The 20,490-nt window shown below is 47.5% G+C and carries 20 protein-coding genes; 11 read left to right on the top strand and 9 right to left on the bottom strand.

All coding sequences use genetic code 11. The features are described from left to right. Positions 1 to 3 precede the first annotated feature (3 nt). Positions 4 to 1,953 carry a response regulator gene (locus ELR70_RS04740; protein WP_054013425.1) on the top strand — a complete coding sequence of 650 codons (1,950 nt, stop codon included), beginning with the start codon at positions 4 to 6 and terminating at the stop codon, positions 1,951 to 1,953. 49 nt (positions 1,954 to 2,002) lie between these two features. Here ELR70_RS04740 and ELR70_RS04735 read toward each other — a convergent pair whose 3' ends face one another. Continuing rightward, on the bottom strand, positions 2,003 to 2,563 hold the full coding sequence (locus ELR70_RS04735; RefSeq protein WP_054013426.1) for a BON domain-containing protein: 561 nt from the start codon (positions 2,561 to 2,563) through the stop codon (positions 2,003 to 2,005). A gap of 250 nt (positions 2,564 to 2,813) precedes the next feature. Here ELR70_RS04735 and ELR70_RS04730 point away from each other — a divergent pair, with 250 nt between their 5' ends. From ELR70_RS04730 to ELR70_RS04700, 7 genes are all read left to right on the top strand, one after another. Beyond that, on the top strand, positions 2,814 to 3,758 hold the full coding sequence (locus ELR70_RS04730; protein WP_054013427.1) for a mechanosensitive ion channel family protein: 945 nt from the start codon (positions 2,814 to 2,816) through the stop codon (positions 3,756 to 3,758). 152 nt (positions 3,759 to 3,910) lie between these two features. Next, a complete protein-coding gene (locus tag ELR70_RS04725) occupies positions 3,911 to 4,357 on the top strand; it encodes a PA2169 family four-helix-bundle protein (RefSeq protein WP_054013428.1) in 447 nt (148 codons plus the stop codon). Positions 4,358 to 4,428: 71 nt separating this feature from the next. After that, positions 4,429 to 4,599 (top strand): DUF1328 family protein, encoded by a 171-nt coding sequence (locus ELR70_RS04720; RefSeq protein ID WP_082353057.1) that lies wholly within the window; start codon positions 4,429 to 4,431, stop codon positions 4,597 to 4,599. A 42-nt stretch (positions 4,600 to 4,641) separates the two neighbouring features. Next, positions 4,642 to 4,833, top strand: coding sequence for a hypothetical protein (locus tag ELR70_RS04715; RefSeq protein ID WP_054013429.1), 192 nt, complete (start codon positions 4,642 to 4,644; stop codon positions 4,831 to 4,833). 203 nt (positions 4,834 to 5,036) lie between these two features. After that, a complete protein-coding gene (locus tag ELR70_RS04710) occupies positions 5,037 to 7,199 on the top strand; it encodes an oligopeptidase B (RefSeq protein ID WP_054013430.1) in 2,163 nt (720 codons plus the stop codon). 178 nt (positions 7,200 to 7,377) lie between these two features. After that, positions 7,378 to 7,866 (top strand): sigma-70 family RNA polymerase sigma factor, encoded by a 489-nt coding sequence (locus ELR70_RS04705; protein ID WP_054013431.1) that lies wholly within the window; start codon positions 7,378 to 7,380, stop codon positions 7,864 to 7,866. Further along, positions 7,863 to 8,465: a hypothetical protein gene (locus ELR70_RS04700; protein ID WP_054013432.1), complete on the top strand. Its 603-nt coding sequence runs from the start codon at positions 7,863 to 7,865 to the stop codon at positions 8,463 to 8,465. Before ELR70_RS04705 ends, ELR70_RS04700 begins: the two co-directional genes overlap by 4 nt. Positions 8,466 to 9,089: 624 nt before the next feature. Here the strand turns inward: ELR70_RS04700 and ELR70_RS04690 are convergent. The 5 genes from ELR70_RS04690 to ELR70_RS25840 form a co-directional block, all read right to left on the bottom strand. Continuing rightward, positions 9,090 to 9,380, bottom strand: a complete 291-nt coding sequence (locus ELR70_RS04690; protein ID WP_054013434.1) for an energy transducer TonB — start codon at positions 9,378 to 9,380, stop codon at positions 9,090 to 9,092. An 82-nt stretch (positions 9,381 to 9,462) separates the two neighbouring features. Beyond that, a complete protein-coding gene (locus tag ELR70_RS04685; protein WP_054013435.1) occupies positions 9,463 to 10,221 on the bottom strand; it encodes an alpha/beta hydrolase in 759 nt (252 codons plus the stop codon). Positions 10,222 to 10,273: 52 nt separating this feature from the next. Then, positions 10,274 to 12,307 carry a S9 family peptidase gene (locus tag ELR70_RS04680; RefSeq protein WP_054013436.1) on the bottom strand — a complete coding sequence of 678 codons (2,034 nt, stop codon included), beginning with the start codon at positions 12,305 to 12,307 and terminating at the stop codon, positions 10,274 to 10,276. Between the two features lie 142 nt (positions 12,308 to 12,449). Further along, positions 12,450 to 12,848 carry a fosfomycin resistance glutathione transferase gene (gene fos, locus ELR70_RS04675; protein WP_054013437.1) on the bottom strand — a complete coding sequence of 133 codons (399 nt, stop codon included), beginning with the start codon at positions 12,846 to 12,848 and terminating at the stop codon, positions 12,450 to 12,452. A 14-nt stretch (positions 12,849 to 12,862) separates the two neighbouring features. Next, positions 12,863 to 13,024, bottom strand: coding sequence for a hypothetical protein (locus ELR70_RS25840; protein WP_347232124.1), 162 nt, complete (start codon positions 13,022 to 13,024; stop codon positions 12,863 to 12,865). Positions 13,025 to 13,613: 589 nt separating this feature from the next. Here ELR70_RS25840 and ELR70_RS04665 point away from each other — a divergent pair. After that, positions 13,614 to 14,747 (top strand): fibronectin type III domain-containing protein, encoded by a 1,134-nt coding sequence (locus ELR70_RS04665; RefSeq protein WP_054013439.1) that lies wholly within the window; start codon positions 13,614 to 13,616, stop codon positions 14,745 to 14,747. A gap of 63 nt (positions 14,748 to 14,810) precedes the next feature. On the opposite strand, the gene ELR70_RS04660 is transcribed toward ELR70_RS04665, so the two are convergent. After that, positions 14,811 to 15,197 (bottom strand): DUF4267 domain-containing protein, encoded by a 387-nt coding sequence (locus ELR70_RS04660; protein ID WP_054013440.1) that lies wholly within the window; start codon positions 15,195 to 15,197, stop codon positions 14,811 to 14,813. Positions 15,198 to 15,625: 428 nt separating this feature from the next. On the opposite strand from ELR70_RS04660, the gene ELR70_RS04655 reads away from it, so the two are divergent. After that, complete coding sequence (locus tag ELR70_RS04655; RefSeq protein ID WP_235577037.1) at positions 15,626 to 17,734, top strand: neutral/alkaline non-lysosomal ceramidase N-terminal domain-containing protein; 2,109 nt, start codon at positions 15,626 to 15,628, stop codon at positions 17,732 to 17,734. An 87-nt stretch (positions 17,735 to 17,821) separates the two neighbouring features. Here ELR70_RS04655 and ELR70_RS04650 read toward each other — a convergent pair whose 3' ends face one another. Continuing rightward, positions 17,822 to 18,703 carry an acetoacetate decarboxylase family protein gene (locus tag ELR70_RS04650; RefSeq protein ID WP_054013442.1) on the bottom strand — a complete coding sequence of 294 codons (882 nt, stop codon included), beginning with the start codon at positions 18,701 to 18,703 and terminating at the stop codon, positions 17,822 to 17,824. Between the two features lie 174 nt (positions 18,704 to 18,877). Here ELR70_RS04650 and ELR70_RS04645 point away from each other — a divergent pair, with 174 nt between their 5' ends. Continuing rightward, complete coding sequence (locus tag ELR70_RS04645; RefSeq protein WP_054013443.1) at positions 18,878 to 19,858, top strand: LuxR C-terminal-related transcriptional regulator; 981 nt, start codon at positions 18,878 to 18,880, stop codon at positions 19,856 to 19,858. 161 nt (positions 19,859 to 20,019) lie between these two features. On the opposite strand, the gene ELR70_RS04640 is transcribed toward ELR70_RS04645, so the two are convergent. Next, positions 20,020 to 20,466, bottom strand: a complete 447-nt coding sequence (locus ELR70_RS04640) for a hypothetical protein (protein WP_054013444.1) — start codon at positions 20,464 to 20,466, stop codon at positions 20,020 to 20,022. Positions 20,467 to 20,490: the final 24 nt, after the last annotated feature.

Raw genomic sequence — 20,490 nt, 5'->3', positions numbered from 1 at the left:
AAGATGCAACATGCGCAGGTGGTCAAGCTACTGCTGGTAGAGGATGATGAAGACGACTATATACTGGCACTGGATTACTTACAGCAAATACCAAACTATCAGTTTGAAGTCACCTGGCTCAGTGAATTCGATGAAGTGCTTCAGGCACTTGAGTCTGATCAATTCGATCTTTGCCTGCTCGACCATCAGCTTGGCAAACATACCGGCCTGACCATTCTTGAAGCCGCCAAAGCGCTGCCCATCAATACCTCATTTATGATGCTCACAGGTCAGGCCGACGAGGTATTGGACGCCGACGCCTTAGCACTGGGTGCGCAAGATTTCTTGCTTAAATCTGAGATCAGCAGCCCACGCTTTATCCGCGCGATCCGCTATGCTCTGTCCCGTCGGGAGCTTGAAAGTGAGCGCCTGGAGCGGCTGCGGGCACAGGCCACCAGCCGCGCCAAGGACCGCTTTCTGGCGCACCTGAGTCATGAGTTGCGCACTCCCCTGACCTCTATCATGGGCTATACCGATCTGTTACTGACCCGCAGCGAGCTGGACAATATCAAACCAGAGCTGTCTATCATTCACAATAACAGCCAGCATTTGCTAAATCTGCTTAATGACGTACTGGATTTGTCGAAAATCAACGCCAACAGCCTGCAAGTTGAGCCCAGCGAGATCTGCCTGGCCTCATTGCTTGCCGATCTGCACAGCCTGTTTTCCATGGCTGCGGATAAAAAGAGCATTCAGTTTGCAATTCACACCGACGCGCCCTTACCCGCCTATATCGAGTCCGATGAAAAACGGCTGAAGCAGGTGTTAATAAACCTGGTTTACAACGCCATAAAATTCACGCCAAGTGGGCAAGTTTCAATTGAGGTACGGCCAGCAGCTGAAGGCAAACTCTGTTTTGCGATTGAAGATACCGGCATTGGTATTCCTCAGGATAAATTGGCACATATTTTTAAGCCCTTTGAGCAGGTGCAGGACAGTACCACGCGCTCTGAGGAAGGCGCCGGCCTTGGACTGGCCATCAGCTCAGCCCTGATCCGCCTGCTTGGTGGGAGTTTACAGGTTGAATCAAGCGTGGGCAGCGGCAGTACCTTCAGCTTTACCATCGAGCCGGGCCGATGTTCCGGACAACTTGGCCAGCTAGATCTGCTCGGTACCACTGTGAACCGACCTTCGGCCAGGGTAACCGATTTATCCGGCAAGGTACTCATCGTTGAAGATTTGCCCGAAATTCGCCAGTTGCTGGGGCAACTCATTACAGCCACCGGTGCCAACGTCAGCTATGCGGAAAATGGCAAAGTTGCCTGTGATTTACTCACTCACGCTGATGCGGACTTTGACCTGGTGTTCATGGACTTACACATGCCAGTATTAAACGGCAAAGACGCCATTGTTAAACTGCGCGCTCAGGGTATTAGTACACCCATTATCTCACTAACCGCCGCAGCTCAGAAAAGTAATCTGGACACCCTTAAAGCCCTCGGCTTTAACGATACCCTGACCAAACCCATTAACCTTACTCGGCTTGAATCCTGCTTAAAGGATTATTTATCCGCCCAGCCTGCACAAAACATGCTCACCTCACAGCACGGCGATCCAAACGCCAAGAGCAAGCGGATTTTACTAGTTGAAGACGACCCGGATGCGCGCAACTTAATGAAGCTCTTGCTGGAGTCATTAGAGTGTGAAGTCGTTGCTGCCGGCAGCTGCGCTGAGGGCCTGAGCGAGCTGGACAAACACGCTGACTTTAATGTGGTAATGCTAGATTTAAATTTACCCGATGGCTCCGGACTGGCGCTGGTTGAGGCTGTTCATAAGCGCCAAAGCTCAGCTAAGCTGGTGGTGGTTAGTGGCAGTGAACCCGACCCAGACGCCCTGCTCTCTTACCCGGTCAGCCAGGTGTTACTAAAACCCGTTTCACTTCCCGACCTGGCAGCCATTGTACACAACGCATAAAAAAGGCACGCTAAGCGTGCCTAAAAGTCAACGGAGTAACTGTGTTGCTCTATGAGCGTTCATCAATAACGGTCAGCTTGTTGTTAACGCGTTTCACATCGTCTGCATTGGTCGCAATATTTACCACCAGCTGCTTCTCGGCGTCTGACTCGACTTCACCGGTAAGCGTGACGGTTTGATTGTCGACATCAACGTCGATGTCGGTACCGCTGATGTCAGTATCAAACAGCAGACGGGTTTTAATGACTGTCGCGATTTTGGCATCAACAAAGTCAGACTCGGCATTGCCGTCGTCGTCTTTATCCTGTACCTCTGGTACTACCGTTAAACGGTTGTCTACTTCTTTCACACCGTCGATACCGATCAACAGCTCAGTTGCCAGTTTTTTATCAACGCTGTGGTCTACTTTACCTGTAAGGACCACCACGCCGTTTTTCACATCTGTGTTGATGTCGAACGAATTCAGGTTGCCATTGAATAACAAAGTGGCTTCAGCTTTACCGTCTATCCAGGCGTCGCTGGCCTCTTTTTCCCACTGATTGTCAGCAGCATTAACCGCAGAAGTTGAAAAAGCCGTAGCAAAAGCAAGTGTTAGAATTGTGCGTTTCATAATCATTCTCCTTGTGGATGAGTTCACTTTGACAGGTGCAGCTTACGTGCCAACCGATTTAGCCATTTAAAATCATATGGTTAGATAATTCCCCAGCCTTTTGCCTGTATATTTTACATACCGGTGTGGAACTATTTACTGGAAAATTCTACACAGACCATCACACTTTTTACTAACCCATTGAAATTAAATATATAGTCCAATGGCACGCTCCCTGCTGCTATCACCAGATACATATAAAGGAGGCGTTATGTCATTTACATTTACCCCACAAGACTTCTGGTCGCTCATCAATGAAAAGCTCGTGCACTGGGCCGAACTGACGATTAAGAATTTACCCAACCTGGTCATTGCAACACTCATTTTTATTGTGTTTGTGTTCCTGTCTAAACTCCTTGCACGCTGGCTACTGACTTTGCTGAAACGCTTATTTGAGTCAAACCAGATTGCCGGACTGATTGCGGGGATCTGCCGCATGATCCTGGTTGCAATCGGCTTTTTCTTCGCGCTGGATATTATGGGGCTGTCAAAAGCGGTAGCTTCGTTACTTGCCGGGGCCGGCATCATCGGCCTGGCAATCGGTTTTGCCTTTCAGGATATGACCGAAAATATGATTGCCGGGGTCGTAATGGGCATCCGTAAACCCTTTAGGGTTGGCGATGTCGTGGAAGCCGGTGACACCTTCGGCACGGTCCGTCGGGTTAACCTGCGCAATACCTTAATAGAGAACTTTTATGGCCAGCTGGCCATAGTACCTAACAAGATCCTGTTTAAAAACGAGCTGATCAATTACTCGCGTCTGGCCACTCGTCGGATAGAAATTGAGGTGGGGATCTCCTATGCCGATGACATTGAGCAGGCCGAATCTGTCATTGTGGACGCAATAAATGCTCTGGATGGCGTAATAAAACAACACGAAACGGATGTGTATGCCTGTGGGTTTGGCGACAGCTCTGTCAATCTGCTGGTGTGGTTCTGGATTGACTATCCCGGTGAGATTGGCTTTATGCAGATGCGCCACAAAGCCATTATTGCAATCCACAGAACCCTGGAAGAAAACGATATTCTTATTCCCTTTCCTATACGTACGCTGGATTTTAATGCCAAAGGCGGTGCTAATCTGGAGGACATGCAAATCAACATGCGCCAGCGAACACACAAACAGCAAGGTGAGAAAGAAGTACACAGTAGTTAAGCGTAAAAGTTACAGACACAAGGTAAAGCTTGCATCGCCCGTTTACTTTAAAACCCACAACGCATTGATATTAATCAAATTTAAAACTGGTATAGGCCATGCATTAGTTAAAGTAACAAACAAACTTAAGCAATCAAGTAAGGAGTTTAACTATGACACATTCAAACTACGATATGGAACCTTTAAAGGAGTTAGTAAAGGTGCTTAATGGTGGTGTTGAATTTTACAAAGATGCCAAAGAAAAAGTGGACGACGAGCATATCAGTGCCATTTTCAACAAAATGATCACGGAAAAGGTTCAGGCAATTTCGAAATTGCAAACCTACGCGCTGATTGACGAAGGCGAGCGCGAAACTGACTCTGACATGCTGGTCACGCTGCGTGAGCATTACACTAAGGTGCTGGGTGTATTGAGTACTGACAAAACACACACCTACATCTCGCAGCTGGAAGAAGTAGAGGATAAGGTGCTGGAAAAAGTGGCCGATGCGTTAGAGCAACAATTGCCGCCTCAGTGTGTTCAGGACTTAAGGCAGGTTCAGGTTCGCATGCAAGCATGTCACAACGAAATGAAAACGCTGCAGGAGCTGACTGCTTAGGGCGTCACGGTCGCACCTTTGATAACGCAGGGCACAGGCCCTGCCTGATTACACACAAACAGGAGGTTCACATGTTACGTTGGTCACTCGGATTTTTAGTACTTGCACTGATCAGTGCCATTCTGGGTTTTAGTGGTATCGCCGGTGCCGCAGCAGGCATTGCACAGATATTGTTCTTTGTTTTTATTGCCCTGGTTTTGCTGTCGTTTGTGCTGCCTGTGATTAAAAAGCCAAACGCATAGTAAGCCACAAGTAACCTCATTGAATTGATTAAGGAGCACATTATGAACAACATGATTACTGCACTACAAGCCACTTTATTTATCACTGTTTTGGGCCTGGCTGGCTGTTCTGACGGCCCGGCAGAAGACGCGGGCGAGCGCGTTGACGAGACCATCACAGATGTACAAAACAAGGCCGAAGACTTGTGTGAAAAAGCCAAAGAAAACCTCAATGCAGAAAACGAAAACTGCTAACATCAGGATATGCCAGCTCGTCACAGAGCTGGCCCTTGCCAAATTATTACACCTGCCCGCCAAACCACTCCACTTATCTCAGGCCCTTTGTACTTTTGTTAAAGATGAGATTACAATCCGACAACAATCAAATTAAACACATTTGAGCACCGACTCATTTTACTGACCAACCGGGCATACCCCGAATGTCAAAAAGGATAGACATGACAACCCTCAAATTCAGCGCCATTGCAGGTGCAATTATGCTGGCCAGCGCGTGCAGCCAGACTATGACAGAACAAAACACAGACACTCAAGTAAGCCAGCAACAAGTTCAGCCTCCTGTTGCACAAAAAATTCCTCACATCACCCAGATCCATGGTTATGACCTGGTTGATAACTATCACTGGTTACGCGACGACACCCGAAGTTCAGAGAAAGTGCTGTCTCATCTTGAGCAGGAGAACCGCTATGCAGATGCAAAGCTGGCTCCTATCGAGTCATTGCGCAAAGACTTGTTTGAAGAAATCAAAAATAAAATCGATAAGGATGACCGCAGTGTGCCGTACAAACGCGGTGACTATTACTACTTCAGTGAAGTAAAAGGCGATCAGGAATATCGTATTTACTACCGCAGTAAAAACCCAGACGGCACCAAAGCTACCCAACTATTTGATGCCAACGAGCGGGCTGAAGGCCAGGCTTACTACGGCCTGGGTGCACTAAGCGTAAGCCCGGACGGCAAGCTCATGGCCTTTGCAGAAGATACGCTAAGTCGTCGCATATATACGGTCAGTGTGAAAAACCTTGAAACTGGAGAAGTTTACACAGACAAATTAGAAGGCGCCTCCGACAGCATCCAGTGGGGCAATGACAACCGCAGTATTTATTACATCAAGAAAGACCCTGTGACCTTACTCGGCTATCAGGTGTATCGTCACGTGCTGGGTCAGGACCAGTCACAAGATGAGCTGGTGTATGAAGAAAAAGACAATACCTATTACACCTACCTGGAAAGAAGCAAAGACGGCAGTGAAATTTACATCGTCCACGACAGCACAGAAGCCAAGGGTCTGTCCGTTATTGATGCCAACAACAAACAAGCAAAGCCATATCGCCTGCTGCCTGGCACCAAAGGGCATGAGTACAATGTGCTCAAGCAGGGCGACTACTATTTTGTTTATACCAATGACAATGCCGTCAACTTTAAGCTTATGAAAGCGCACAAAGATGAGGTGTCGGATAAACGTAAATGGAAGACCATCATTGCCCACAACCCTGAGGCCAAGCTGGAAGACGTTGAGCTTTTTGACAATCATCTGGTATACCAATCACGGGTTGAAGGTGTAGGCACTCTGAATGTGCTTGATTTAAAAACTCGCTCACATAAAACCCTGACGTTTAATGATCCGGCCTATATGGCAGAGATGACTGGCAACAAGGAGCTGGGCAGCAGTTTTGTCAGGGTAAGCTACGAGAGCATGACTACGCCTGAGACCATCTATGATATCGACCTGAATACACTGGAAAAAACGCAGCGCAAGCAAACCAAAGTACTGGGCGATTTCAACGCCGATGAATACGCTTCCGAGCGTCTATTCATTACAGCCAGAGATGGCGTGAAAGTCCCCGTCACACTGGTTTACAAAAAAGCCATGTTCAAAAAAGATGGGACCAATCCACTGCTGCAATATGGTTATGGTTCTTACGGTTCAACTCGCGACCCTTACTTCCGAGTCAGTACGTTGAGCCTGCTGGACCGGGGCTTTGTTTATGCCATTGCCCACATTCGTGGCTCTCAGGCGTTAGGCAGACCTTGGTATGAAGATGGTAAAAAACTCAATAAGAAAAACACCTTTAATGACTTCATCGACGTCACCAAGGCATTGACTAAATCAGGTTATGGCGATGCAAAACGTTTGTACGCCCGTGGTGGTAGTGCTGGCGGTCTGCTAATGGGCGCGGTGATCAATCAGGAACCTGAACTGTATCATGGCGTTCACTCTGCAGTGCCCTTTGTGGACGTGATCAATACCATGCTGGATGAATCATTACCGCTGACAACCAATGAGTATGATGAATGGGGTAACCCGAATGACAAAGTCTATTTTGACTATATGCGCTCTTACTCACCTTATGATCAAGTCAGTGCTCAAAATTACCCGAACATGCTAGTTACAACCGGTCTGCATGACTCTCAGGTACAATACTTTGAGCCAGCTAAATGGGTAGCCAAGCTGCGCGAGTATAAAACAGACGACAACACCTTGCTGTTAAAAACCGATATGGAAGCCGGACACGGCGGTGCGTCGGGCCGCTTTAAGCGCATCAACGATATAGCGCTGAGCTATGGCTTTATCATTGGCCTGGCTGAGGGCAAACTGTAACCGCGTACTAATACCAAAGCCCTCCTGGCAGGGCTTTGGTAAATCATCATGCTCCACCGCAACCCTGCACATTTCCTGCTTTTAGCCAAATTCACTTATCTTTTTTGCCAAGCTGTGACACATTTCACTCATGTGGCCGACTAACTAAGTATCATCAATAACAACAAGCAGGGACACAGTGAACACACAACATTCATTCAAACAGATGCTCGCTGACAACGACGGGCGGATCCGATACATAGCTGAGCGCTATGGCGGAGCCAGTGAGCGCGATGATATGTATCAGGAGATCCTGCTGCAATTGTGGCGCAGTTATGAAAGCTTTTCGGGGCAGTCCTCCATCGGCACCTGGGTGTATAAGGTAGCGCTGAATACGGCCAACACCTTTGTTAAAACCCGAATTAAACATAATGACATTAAACAATCCATTACGAGGCACAGCAAACAGCAACCTCAAGCTGAACAGGCTGGCTGTCAGGCCGATATTCTAAATCAGTTTATGGATAAGCTCAGTGATATCGATGCCGGCGTGCTGATGATGTATCTGGATGGCCTGAAATCGGAAGACATTGCACAGGTATTAGGGATAAGTGACAACGCAGTGCGCTCACGAATAAAGCGCATTAAACGTGAGTTTGAACAAAACTTTGTAGGAGACGAGTCATGAAACTGGATGATCTAAAGCACAACTTTGCACAGCAAATTGAAACCAGCAGCTCAGAAGCGAAACTGGCATTGCAGATCGATGAGCTTAAGACTAAAACAAAGAAATATCAGCGAGATATTAAAGTGCGCGATTTTATGGAAATCTCCATTTCATTATTGCTTATTCCTGTCTGGCTGTACGGCCTCACAATCAGCTTAAACTGGGTCCAGTCTTCAGGCTGTGTTCTGGCTATCCTGACCAGCCTGTATATCCCTTATAAACTGCTTAAAGCCAGACGAACTTCACCCTGCAAAGATGACAGCATCCGGGCATATTTGGCTCAGGAACAGCAAAGGCTGGCTCAGCAAAAACAACTCCTGGAGGGCATAGTATGGTGGTATATAGCCCCCATTTTTGTCAGTGTCATGCTGATCACGCTGGGCGCCAATATGGATGATGAAGGAGTAATTCGACTCGAGAGCCATATGCAAGTGTATTACCTGATTGTGCTGCTTGGCATGGTGGGGATCTACTTTTGGAATAAACGCGCCGCCGAAAAAAGGTTTGGACCTTTGCTGGCGCGCGTCGAACAGCAGCTTAGTGAACTCAATGACGAATAAGCACAAGCCCCGAACTGCTTACGCAACGGGGCTCAGCGCCCATATCAATTGCTGTTAAATCAAAGTAATATCTTATACCAATTTCACTTAATACCTGTTCAATTTGAAGGAGCAAAAATGCCGCTAACGGTGTTAAAAATTTCTAATTTAGAACAACTAAATAGCGAAATTTTTGCCTTATTATCGACGATATTTTCTCGCCTCAAGATAGAACTCTTAATTAAGCAAATTGGTATTACTCATCTTGCTCAATGGGAATTGTGAATGAAGTGCCCTGATTGTGCCCAAAATGGGATTTCTCCACTGCAGAAATCGCTTCTCATCTTTGATACAAAAGTCCGTTGTAGACTATGTGGTTCGCTACTTTATCTTCACAAAGGCGCTTTATGGACGATAACAGGCGCAATGAACCTGAGTCTTATGCTTGTATCAATCTTTGCTTTTACCATACGGTCTGTCGACTTGATTTTGTTGGGCGCTGTAATAACTCCACTGTTGGCCGCTATTGCTGCATTGTTATGCCCGATGAAAGTCAAATCCCAAATAGGCACTAAACGAAGAACCGCGCGTCGCATTGCCTATGCGCGGAACAAAACGAAATAAACTCGTTTACGAACTGTCTGCTTAATTTTTGATATCAAAGTCCAGCTGCACCTTTTGGTTGGTTTGCCTGACGGGTGTGCCATTTTCAATTTTAGGGTTATATTTCCATTCTTTTAGTGAGCGTATGGCTTCTTGGTCAAATAAGCCATTGTGACTTGACTCAATAATACGGATGTTCTCGGGCCTGCCTTGCTCGTTAATATCGAATTGCATCTGAACATAGCCGTTTTTAATCTGAGGATCTGACTGCGAAGTTGACGTGCAGCCGCCGATAAAAACCAGGGTAAACAGGACGGTCAATAAGTATTTCATTTGAAGTTGCTCTTATTATTATGGTGAGTTTTGGAATTGGCAGTGTGACTCGCACACTGCCACTGTACTTTCTATCAGGCAATTACGCTTTTTGCAATTGTGAACACGGCTTCCCATCCAGATGTAACTGCACCAACTGCGTGATCTTATCCTTCAACCAGCCTGGACCAAAGTCAGCAATATCATCATGGCGTGCTTTTGGAATGGTCACCACGCAGCTGCCAAACTCGACTTGCTCCGCTTCGCTGGGCAGCACACCCGAGTCTGCCGGGAAGTCGCTGGCACGTATAGACAGTACCTTGATATCCTTAGTTTTTGGTAATGGCACACGGCGATGGTCTAAGGTAATGATCTGTTTAACATAGGGCTTGCCTTCATTACCCAGCCAGGCAGAAATATCACCCCCATTTGAGTGGCCAACCAAAGTTAGATTATTAAAATCGTACCCTGTTATGCTGCGTTGCAATTCACCGTGTAGAAACGCCAGTGTTTTTGCACCACGCTGCCAGTTTTCACTGCGCGTTTCAAACAAATTACCAGAGACTGAAAGCGGCGGATCGCCCGGTAATTCGTGTCCGATTGCGACCACCAGATACCCGTGTTTATTCAGCACTTTGGCTAAAAAGGTGTAATCAGTATGCGACATGCCGTAGCCCGCGCCAAGGAACGCCACCGGACAAGGGGCTTTTTCACTGCATTGCGCCTGGGACTCGGGATAAGTGATCTCAACCGGGATGGCTCTGTCACGGGCTTTATCGTAAACGCTGGCAGGTTGAACCTCGGCCGCTGCGGTACCCAACCAACAGGCAGTTACCAAACCAAATCCTTTTAAAAACTTCATTAAAACTCCTGAACTACATCGTTAAAAAAAGCCGCATTGTGCGGCTTTTCCGTTATTTTTTATATTTTTCGAACCACGCAAGCGTGTGTTCTATTTTACTGATCATCCGCGAAGGACGCCCGGCAATACCATGGGGTGCGCCCGGAATTTTCACCAGTACAGAGTCTATCTTACGGTGTTTTAGTGCCTGATAGAACTGCTCTGTTTCAGCCATTGGGGTACGCAAGTCTTCCTCGCCCGTCATCAGCATAGTCGGCGTGGTGACATTGCCAACCAGAGACAGCGGCGAGCGCTCCCAGTAATGGTCAACATGCTCCCACGGCATCCCCGGGAACTGAGTGGGGATCTGCACCAAACCACTGTCGGCCGTCAGCACTTTACTCAACCAGTTGATCACCGGCTTAACCACAACAGCGGCGTTAAAGCGGTTGGTCAGGCCAATGGCATACGCCGTGGCAATACCGCCCGCTGAGCCACCTGCGATAAACAGGTTATTCTGGTCGATAAAGCCTTTGGCAATCATGGCGTCTACACCTGAGTTATGATCGGCAAAGTCTTCTTTTGAGCTGTACTTGTATTTGAGCAACATGGCAAAGCGTTCACCATATGAGCTACTACCACGATGGTTATCGTAAAACACCACATAACCCTGGGCTGCATAGCGCTGCAGCTCGGCCGAGAAATGAGGGCCATAAGCCAGGTGTGGACCACCGTGGATTTCCATCAGCAGCGGGTACTTTTTGCTCGGATCAAAATCCGGCGGCGTGATATACCAGCCCTGAATGGGTTCACCATCGAACGATGACTTGTAAGTGATCTCGTGCACTTTACCCAGTGTTTTATGCGCCAGTAAGTCTTCGTTCAGCGCAGTCAGCGACTTCACTTTACCTTTACCGGTTGTCACTGCCACATCCGCAGGACGCGAGCTTGAGCCTTTGGTAAAAGCAATCTCACCATCGAAGCTAGCACTGAACTGACCGCTCAGATAGGGACGGCCCAGCGTGGTGCCCGACAGCGTATCAGTCAGATCTTTAATTTTACCTTTGGTGGTAATGGTGGCCAGCTTGCGCATACCGTGGTCATCATAGGCGATGGCCAGCTTAGCGCTGCCTATCCAGCTTGGGCTTTGGATTGAACGGTCAAAGTCTTTCGCAATCATGCGCGACTCTTTGCTTTGCCAGTTCATAATGTTCAGTTTGTGATTGCGATACGGGTTCAGCTCGCCCGATGAGCTCAAAAACGCCAGCTGCTTGCCATTTTCTGAAAAGCTTGGAGAGTGCTCACGACCCGGTGCATTGGTCAACTGTGTGATTTTCCCAGCAAAATCAACCTCGAACAGATCGCCTTCTAAGCGTTTATATTCCCAGTCAGCAATGCGGTTTGCTGAGAACACGATGCCTTTAGAGTCGCTGCGCCAGGCCAGTTTACCACTGTGATGGTAGTTACCTGAAGTCAGCTGACGAGGCGTACCGCCTTCGCTTGGCAACACAAAAATTTGTCTGTACCCGGGCTTAACCAGACCGCGCCCGTCCGCCTGATAATAGGCTTTATCAATCACAATGGCCGACTCTGACCACTGCGCGCCTTTTGGCTTAGCTGGCATTTTTGCGATAACCGCCGGCTTTTCTTCTACTTTCTGGCTAAATGCCAGCCATTTACCATCTGGCGACCAGGTCAGGTCACTTATCCCAGACTGTAACTGAGTCAGCAAAGCCGTGCGGTTTTGCGCAATATAATGCACGTGCACCTGAGTGCTGCCAGACACATCGCTCAGAAAAGCAATTTTACTGCCATCGGGCGACCAGCGCGGCTGATAGTAGCGGTTTTCGTCAGAAAACAACGGAGACTGGACGCCTGTTTTGGCATCCACCAGCCACAGATTTTGCCTTTTGGCATCTTTCATTACATCGTTGCTGTTACGCACGTACACCACTTGCTCACCATTGGGCGAAATCTGCGGATCGCTTGCATACTCCAGCTCAAAAATATCTTCAGCCTGTAGCCCGGCACTTGCCTGCGCCAATACGGGTAATGTTGCAAACGCCAGCAAGGAGCATTGCAAAGTACGTTTGAGTCCAAAAGGCATAGACAGCCTCCTATTGTTGTCGTTTTAATAAGAGCCACATAGTTATGCAGTGCGCCACAGATGTCACTTGATACGCGATAAAAGCAGATAAAAACCCGACGTGTTATAAGGTCACACAACTAAGCGGCGTTCTGACGTTCAGTTAGAGCCACACCAGATTCTTATAAGGCTTTACTTTAAGTGCGTTCAAACGGCTGTTCAGGTTGCCTGCGTGCAGTTCCAGTTTGTGGCCGTCCGGGTCCAGAATGTACAAAGAATCACCTTCACTGGTATTTTGCTTCCACTGTTTTGTGCCCCCAGCCAACACCTTCTGGCAATAGTCGGAAAAGTCCGCGTCCGATACTGTAAAAGCAATGTGCGTATAGTCCGTTTTGGCACACAGAGTATCGCTCGACAGGCAAAACCACAGCTCACCGACTGATAAGTACGCACCCGTTTCCCATTTGACATGACCGGTAAAGCCCAATACGTCCATATAAAAGTGGATAGATTGCTGTAAATCACTGACTGCTATAGTGATATGGTTTAATCCTGTGATCATGCCCCCTCCAATCGTTACGAATGTGCTAAACGCTTGTACATCACAACCACATCCACGCCGCGATAATTCACACGCTCCAGAGCCTGCCAGCCTAAACGTGTGTAGAGCCCGCCGTCTTGCTGTTCGGTTTGCAAATGCAATTCCCGGACGCCAAAAGAGGCTGCAAGCTGCTCGATTTTTTGTACCAGTGCCGATGCGGCTTTGTTGCCTCTTGCATGGGGGCAACATACACCCCACCCAACCAGTGGGTTTTATCCGGATAGATGGTCATTTCATGAAAACGCAGCTGAGCCGCGCCAATGGGCGCATTATCTTGCATCAAGAGTACGATTAAAGGGATAGCGTCCGTTTGCAGATACTCAGTGAGCTTGTCTTCAAACGAAGACAAAGAAGCATCGGGCACGATAGCGCCCCACTGTTCAAGATACCAGTGAGCAATCAGCGCCTTAAACTCCGGCCGCTCGGCAAGAAAACAAAATTCCAATGGTGTCATTCCTTGTCTGGATGTTAGGTAAGTTCACTGTCTCAATATTGATACGAACTTGCAAGAATGTGATGACTCAGTGTCTTTTGTCTGTTGGTAATGAACACTCAAGGCTTTCCAACTTCGAAAATTCGCATCTGGAATGCCGATTAAATCAATTGCCTGATGAATATTTTAATATAACATCAAATGGCCTTTGTTATTAAAAGTGCACTTCCCTCATGGCTGACAAGAGTTACCAGCCTCACATTTTTAGGACAGACTTTAAAAGGAAAGTAAGTATGATCTCTAAGTTATTACCAAGCTGTGCTTCAGCGCTGTGTATGAGCGCTACTCTGGCACTCGGGCTCCTGCCCACTTTCTCTGCCACCGCAGCGACGCAAAGTGGACATTGTGAAATATCCAGAACCCAACCGGGCGCCCCGCCTATGAGCTGGGACAACAATGACTACGTAACGACCGCCAAATACTCCGCCTATGGCGCTGAGAGCTGTGAAGTCCCAGGCAATGCGACCATCACCAATATTCGCGCCAGTTTTACAGCCTATGCAAATAGACAAATACTGACCCGGGGCCTGCTGTTGGGCGATTATATTCTTACGGTTAGCGCAACTTCCCCCTATTTATCTAACCCGTTAACTGGTCAGGTTAAAGCCATTATGTCGGCATACGGTGCAAACTCGTTAGGGTCTTCAACGGTTCACCTTCCTTTTAATGGTGTTCGCTTAGATAATCTGTCATTCAACCTGCAGGCGCAACTAAACAACAGTGTCAGTTTACGATGTGCCAATAGAAACCCGGCTGAGTGTGAAGATTATATGTACTTCGAATACACCATAGGCGTTGATTATGAATATGAAGTACCAGGTGTGCCAGATGCACCTGGCTGGATCAATGCATCCGTTTCAGGCAACAATGTGAATGTAAACTGGGAACCTGTTAGTGGTGCAACCTATAAAGTTGCTATTCAGTACAATAATAACAGCTGGACCGACTATCAATATATTCCAAGCCCTGCCTCAGCGTCTTACATGGGCTGGCAAAACTTAAACGATGGAAATCGTCGCTATCGTGTCATCGCCTGTAACAGTTACGGTTGCTCAGAGCCTTCCCCCATCTCAAATACGGCCACAGTCAGTTCACGTCTGGGTACACCCAATGCACCAGTGGCAAGGCTCATAGGCAATACAATCGTTGTAGATTGGAACGATGTGCCTGGCGCTTACCAATATGTACTTTCCATAAAGTACAACAACAATAATTGGACCGACTTTAGATACTCCAGTGCGCCAAACACATCGAGTATGTCTTGGTCAAATCTGGGCTCGGGAAATCGGCAATATCGAGTAAAAGCCTGTACGAGTAGCGGGGTTTGTTACGGTGCATCTGCTGCATCTAATGTGGTAAGTAACTAACTTTTCATATCAAGTGGGTTACCATAGGAAACGGGTAACCCATACTGAAATGCTTAAAGTCATTCAGCTACCTTCTCTTTTCACCACAGTGCGCAATACCAACGCTGTAGCAAGCAAATAAACGACTGTTGCAATATGTTTGGCGATTACACCAGCGGCAGCTCCAGATTGGTACGCAAGCCACCCATCCGTTAATGGCATCACAGTGCCCAAAAGTGCCGCCCAAAATAGCGTTTGATAATTCCTGAAATATAACAATACACCGATAATGAGAGAAATAAACAAGGTGCGAGATGCATATATGTGTATCCAGTCCAGGTCTTGTGGAGAGGCCAGCGCAGTGCCCCTAATGTCAGAAAAACCCACGGGCTGGATATAGGCGAATATGGCATAAAAGCCTTGTAGCACAGCCATAAGTAATACCAGTGTAAAAGCTACTTTCTTCATCATATTTTTTCCAAAACGTCTCTAACTCATAACCTCTGCCTGTAAATGCACAGAGGTTCCGTGAAAGCCCTTCTACATAACACGTCGCGCGTCTCTTTTTTACAATGTAACAGTTCCTATTAGCAAAACATGTTTTGTAACTGGATATGATATTACCGCCTGGAATGCAGTGTTGTGGATTTCTGGCAAAGCTTATTTATTGTCTAAATAGACTGGCAGCTTCCGTGACTGTATTTTCGCTCGTAAAACGTAAATGGTCAGCTCTCACGGTATCGGCTTGTTAGGTTAATATTACTATTTCGTTACATTGATAACCAAGATTTAATAGTCCCTCAATCTCGCGAGTATCAAAAGCACCCATTCCAAATGGGTGCTTATCCTAAACAATGAACGAAAACAGCCGTACTGCCTGGTATGGCTGGGGGATTAGTATGACTACTTTACACGCAAGATATAAAACCTGGCTGATTAGAGTCAGCAGCTTAGCGCTGATGCTTGTTAGCCTGGGTACAAAAGCAAATAGTGACTGGATCATTGGCTCTGGGATCTATGATATTACCGGACCGGCCGCCGATCGGGGCATGGTAGGCTATGGCGATGTTGGGCAAACCACCAAAGGGATACATACACGCCTTTGGTCTCGTGCATTTGTAATTGGCAAACCAAATTCCAATCAGCTTGTTACCTTTGTCAGTGCAGATCTGCAAAGCATTACCCAGGGTGTACATCAGGGTGTGCTCAAAAAAATCGCAAGCGACCCGCTAATTGCGCCATTTTTTAACCAGAATAATGTGATGCTCAGCGCAACGCATGTTCATGTCGGGCCTGGTGGTTATGATCACAATATAATGCTGAATATGAGTGCGCTGGGTTATGACGAAGATAATTTCAACACCATAGTCAATGGTATCTACCTGTCCATCCGTAACGCCTATCTGAGCAGAGGTTTAGGCAGTATTCACATCAATCAGGGGCAATTATCCGGCGCGGCAGTGAACCGCAATCTTACCGCCTACAACCAAAACCCAGATGCCGACGAATACGACACTCAAGTTAATGAAACCATGACCTTGCTAAAGCTGGTGAAAAGCAATGGCCAGGAGATTGGTATGATCAACTGGTTTGGCGTGCACAATGTGTCGAGCAACCAGAGCCAGCGCCTTATCACCGGAGACAACAAAGGCGTTGCCGCCCAGCTATTTGAAAAGCAAAAGGGGGCTAACTGGCCACTGTCTGGTCAGTTTGTTGCCGCCTTTGCCAACAGTGAAGAAGGCGATGTTTCGCCCAATGTATGCGGTCCTGAAAATGGCTGTGCGGGTAGCAATGAAGCCAACGTTGCGCTATCGGCAAACAAGCAATATAACAAAGCGCTGAGCCTTTATAACAATGCAACAGACATGCTCAGTGGTGCATTAGACGTACGCTTTCAGTACGTTAAGTTACCTGGCCTGAATATCTCGGGGCACTACACGGGCAATGGAGCACAGTCTTTGTGTGAAGGCGCCATTGGCTTTTCAATGACTGCGGGTGCCACCTATGATGGTCCTTCTGGCCAGTCGGGTGTATTTGAAGGCATGACACAGGATAACGAAGGAACCAGCTGGGATCGCAGTACGGTGATTGGTGCTGTGGGTGGTGCGTTTAAATTCATCAATGATTTTGCAGGCCTGCTCGGGTTTGATAAAAACGTGCTGGGCAGCAAAACCCACGAGGTATGTCAGTATCCTAAACCCACCTTTTTACCCACTCAACTGGGCTCCGGCGCACACCTGTATACAGATACCTTACCTTTTCAGCTCTTTCAGATTGGCAATATGGCACTTGTGGGGATCCCGGGGGAAATGACGACCATGGCCGCGCGCCGCCTGCGCAGCGATTTACAGGCAGCACTTGCCCCTCGTGGCATCACCACTGTGGTCTTTGCCGGGCTGGCCAATGCTTATGGTGGATATATCACAACCAAAGAAGAGTATCAGATCCAGTACTACGAAGGTGCACATACCTTGTTTGGTCAGTACAGCCTGGCGGCATATCGGCAAATTTTTAGCGGACTTGCCAATGCTTTGGTAAACGGCGATACCCTTGACACAGGTCCGAGCCCGCTGGACTGGTCCAACAAACAAAAAGTCTATGCCATTGGTGTGGTTTACGATGATAAACGATTGTGGGAGTCATTCGGACAAACCTGGAATGATGCCAACAGCAGTTACGTGCGTGGTAATACGGTTAAGGTGAAGTTTCGCTCCGGCCACCCTCAGAATAACTTTAAAACCATGTCGAGCTTTATGGAGGTGCAGCGCTATGAAAATGGTAGCTGGTCAACCGTCTTAACTGATAATGACCTGAGCACTAAGTTCACCTGGATCCGCGATACTGCGGCGGATTGTATGGCCTGCTCGTTCGCGCAGCTGGAATGGACTATCAATCCGGCCATGCCCACAGGTACCTATCGCATTAAACACAATGGCCACTGGAAGAGCGGCTGGGGTGGAAAAATAAAGAGTTACTCAGGCAAGAGCCGAACCTTTACTGTCAAATAAACTGGCAACATTATAAGCTGACCAACCAGGCCAACTCTGTATGGCCTGGTTATCCGAGTGGCCTCATCAGGCCACAATATCAAGTCCTCAACGCAACCCCACCGGCGCCACATAATCCACATTGGGCAAATCAAAACACGCATTCATTGTTGCAGCATAGCGAAACTGAAACGGCTGCGGATCAATATCCAGCGACTTAAGCATCTGCGCTCTGGGACCCTTACCCAGGATCAGCATTTTGGGATCATCCCCGCCTTTTTGCCAAAGCCGGCTGAGGTATTTATTTACCCTGAAGGTGCCTTTAAAATGGGTAGGACTTTGCAACAAACGATTATCGCGCAGAGAATACAGGTTGGACGAAACATCAAACGCCGTCGCCTTGCCCTGCGTCGGCACCCGCAGCGTAAAATATGGCTTGTCTTCACCATCATAGGCCTGTGTTGTGGAGAACTGACTATCCTCTGCTATTTCTACTGTTTCAACAGCTTTAGGCAACCCCCAGATCTGCTGGCCGCGAATGCGGTTCTCTTCTGAGGTAACCGGCATATGAAACACGTAAAAACCAAACTTTTTGAAGCCAGGTACAATCATTGGTAATACAGGTACATTTACCGCTGCGCCAACCATCACCGGAATTGTCATAGCAATTTCATTATAAGGTGCCATACCTAACACTTGCTTATATTGATAGCATGAGAACGTAACCAGCGCCCTCCCTTTGGGCATAGCCACGGGTTTCATCTCAGGGTGTGGCAACAATGCCTGCGCTTTTTGGTAGTCACACAAGAACACCCCAATCGCGCAACTGACATCGCCGTAAAACGTAGGAAATAAGTAATTTTTGCTTATATGGGTATTTAATTGCAGTGGCGCCCGGTCATGGCGAAGTGTAAAACGCTGAAAAAATGGCGCACTAAACTGTGTGCGATTGTTTAACAGTTCAGGTGAGAGCTGATAATTAGGTTTCATATTGGGCCCTTCAAATTTATGACGGCCAATAGTGAACAGCCAAGCGGAGTTGGCCAATAGTAGATTTAACCTAAAAACACGCCGATTGCATGGCCATCCACCCGCTTACTGCCAGAACGGCGTAAAAATACAGATAAACACAACAGGTATTATCAACACGGACAAAATAACATTATGACAACCCCTTTGAATTTTGCCGCCTCGGATCCAGAAGCCTTTATCAGCAAACTCTACCGTGAAGCCGCGCGTATACCGCCGGATGAATATCGTGTATGGGCGTTAGAACAGCTATCCCGAGTCATCGACTTTGATGCGGCATTTTGGGGCAGTGGCAACAGTGCTGATATTCACTTTCATTATGTTTGCCACATTGGTTTGGATGAACATTATGCCTGTCACCTGCAAAAAACACTGCCCATTAACCCAATCAAAGACGCCGTGATTAATAACCTGGGTAAGCCGGTTAATATGCAGGATGTGATTGCTGACGATGATTTTTATCAATCTCATTTATACCGACAATTGTTTCAACCATATGGTATCGAACGTATCCTGGCTGCTGGACATTTTGACAAGGACAATGGTCTGTATTCGCTGCTCAGTTTATACCGCTTTGACAGAGCAAAGATATTTACCGAACGCGAACGTCAATTACAGGAACGACTTGTGTTTCATCTGGTCAATGCCGCCTCTCATGCTTTCTTTTTGCACTTGCATGCGGGGAATGAACTCCACACAAAGCAGCACGCTGCATCTGCGATATGCGACTTAAACGGGTGTTTTCACGAGGTCCAGCCTCGCTTTGTTACTTTGCTCAACGAGTATTTTCCCAATCGCTCGGGCGTTACCCTGCCCTTTGCCATTGGCAAAGACAATTCCACAACGCAGATCAATAACCTGGCGGTTTCTTTTAAAGCACAGGGCGAGCTGATGATAGTAACATTGCGAATACCGGGCCCATTAGACCTGTTAAGTCAGCGCGAAACACAAATTGTGGAATGGGTATGCAAAGGCCTGACTTTCAAAGAAGTAGCCAGGCAACTGGATGTCGCCCCTTCAACCGTGTCTAATCATCTGTACCGTATTTACGACAAGATTGGCATCAACAGCCGCAGTGAGCTTGCACAACTGGTTGATAGCCAGCGCGCAGGGTGAAGTGATTCGGGTCAGAGGTTGAGCGATATCAACGCCAGCCGCTAGATATAAGTGCATAGAGCACTTATCACTCTGGACTAAACCCTCCCGGTTATAGAACCGAGTGGCGTCAAGCGGTTCCCGGGTCGCAAGCGCCCGGGATGACAAGTGTGGCGTATCAATTAGAGCACTGGCTTTGCAAGCTCAAACCCACATTTGTACTGCGCTTCTTTTTCTAAACTGCCACACTGTGATAGTTGAGCGGTTACCTTTGCAAAATCTTTAACGACAGGCTGACCTGTGGTGCTGCGATGACAACTCTCTGCGCGGTAAGCTGAATATGCCACTTTAGGCAGCGCTTCATGAGAATATATATCCGCAACCACCTCGAGCATCTGCTCACCCAATAGCCGCTGTGCAGACATACTCTTTGGATAACCTGCTAATACGTCTTTTGATGGTAAGGGGGCCAGCATTTGTTGTTTGGTTTTCCCCTGGCTTTTGTGTGAGAATGCAGAATCTACGATTTGGATCAACTGCATACATACTAACGATGGCTGCCTGTTTTCAGTTTGTGCAGCGCCTTGCATTGAAATCACAAGTAAGATGATTGCCAAAAAGTACTTCATATTATTCCTTTTATAATTATTCAC

Source organism: Pseudoalteromonas sp. R3 (genome assembly GCF_004014715.1).
Lineage (GTDB): Bacteria > Pseudomonadota > Gammaproteobacteria > Enterobacterales > Alteromonadaceae > Pseudoalteromonas.
This window is presented reverse-complemented; position numbering and strand designations above follow the sequence as displayed.

Excerpts from the sequence above, each read along its gene's own strand:
- ELR70_RS04740 (WP_054013425.1), top strand. The coding sequence starts at position 4 with ATGCAACATGCGCAGGTGGTCAAGCTACTGCTGGTAGAGGATGATGAA.
- ELR70_RS04735 (WP_054013426.1), bottom strand. The coding sequence starts at position 2,563 with ATGAAACGCACAATTCTAACACTTGCTTTTGCTACGGCTTTTTCAACT.
- ELR70_RS04730 (WP_054013427.1), top strand. The coding sequence starts at position 2,814 with ATGTCATTTACATTTACCCCACAAGACTTCTGGTCGCTCATCAATGAA.
- ELR70_RS04725 (WP_054013428.1), top strand. The coding sequence starts at position 3,911 with ATGACACATTCAAACTACGATATGGAACCTTTAAAGGAGTTAGTAAAG.
- ELR70_RS04720 (WP_082353057.1), top strand. The coding sequence starts at position 4,429 with ATGTTACGTTGGTCACTCGGATTTTTAGTACTTGCACTGATCAGTGCC.
- ELR70_RS04715 (WP_054013429.1), top strand. The coding sequence starts at position 4,642 with ATGAACAACATGATTACTGCACTACAAGCCACTTTATTTATCACTGTT.
- ELR70_RS04710 (WP_054013430.1), top strand. The coding sequence starts at position 5,037 with ATGACAACCCTCAAATTCAGCGCCATTGCAGGTGCAATTATGCTGGCC.
- ELR70_RS04700 (WP_054013432.1), top strand. The coding sequence starts at position 7,863 with ATGAAACTGGATGATCTAAAGCACAACTTTGCACAGCAAATTGAAACC.
- ELR70_RS04690 (WP_054013434.1), bottom strand. The coding sequence starts at position 9,380 with ATGAAATACTTATTGACCGTCCTGTTTACCCTGGTTTTTATCGGCGGC.
- ELR70_RS04685 (WP_054013435.1), bottom strand. The coding sequence starts at position 10,221 with ATGAAGTTTTTAAAAGGATTTGGTTTGGTAACTGCCTGTTGGTTGGGT.
- ELR70_RS04680 (WP_054013436.1), bottom strand. The coding sequence starts at position 12,307 with ATGCCTTTTGGACTCAAACGTACTTTGCAATGCTCCTTGCTGGCGTTT.
- fos (WP_054013437.1), bottom strand. The coding sequence starts at position 12,848 with ATGATCACAGGATTAAACCATATCACTATAGCAGTCAGTGATTTACAG.
- ELR70_RS04665 (WP_054013439.1), top strand. The coding sequence starts at position 13,614 with ATGATCTCTAAGTTATTACCAAGCTGTGCTTCAGCGCTGTGTATGAGC.
- ELR70_RS04660 (WP_054013440.1), bottom strand. The coding sequence starts at position 15,197 with ATGATGAAGAAAGTAGCTTTTACACTGGTATTACTTATGGCTGTGCTA.
- ELR70_RS04655 (WP_235577037.1), top strand. The coding sequence starts at position 15,626 with ATGACTACTTTACACGCAAGATATAAAACCTGGCTGATTAGAGTCAGC.
- ELR70_RS04650 (WP_054013442.1), bottom strand. The coding sequence starts at position 18,703 with ATGAAACCTAATTATCAGCTCTCACCTGAACTGTTAAACAATCGCACA.
- ELR70_RS04645 (WP_054013443.1), top strand. The coding sequence starts at position 18,878 with ATGACAACCCCTTTGAATTTTGCCGCCTCGGATCCAGAAGCCTTTATC.
- ELR70_RS04640 (WP_054013444.1), bottom strand. The coding sequence starts at position 20,466 with ATGAAGTACTTTTTGGCAATCATCTTACTTGTGATTTCAATGCAAGGC.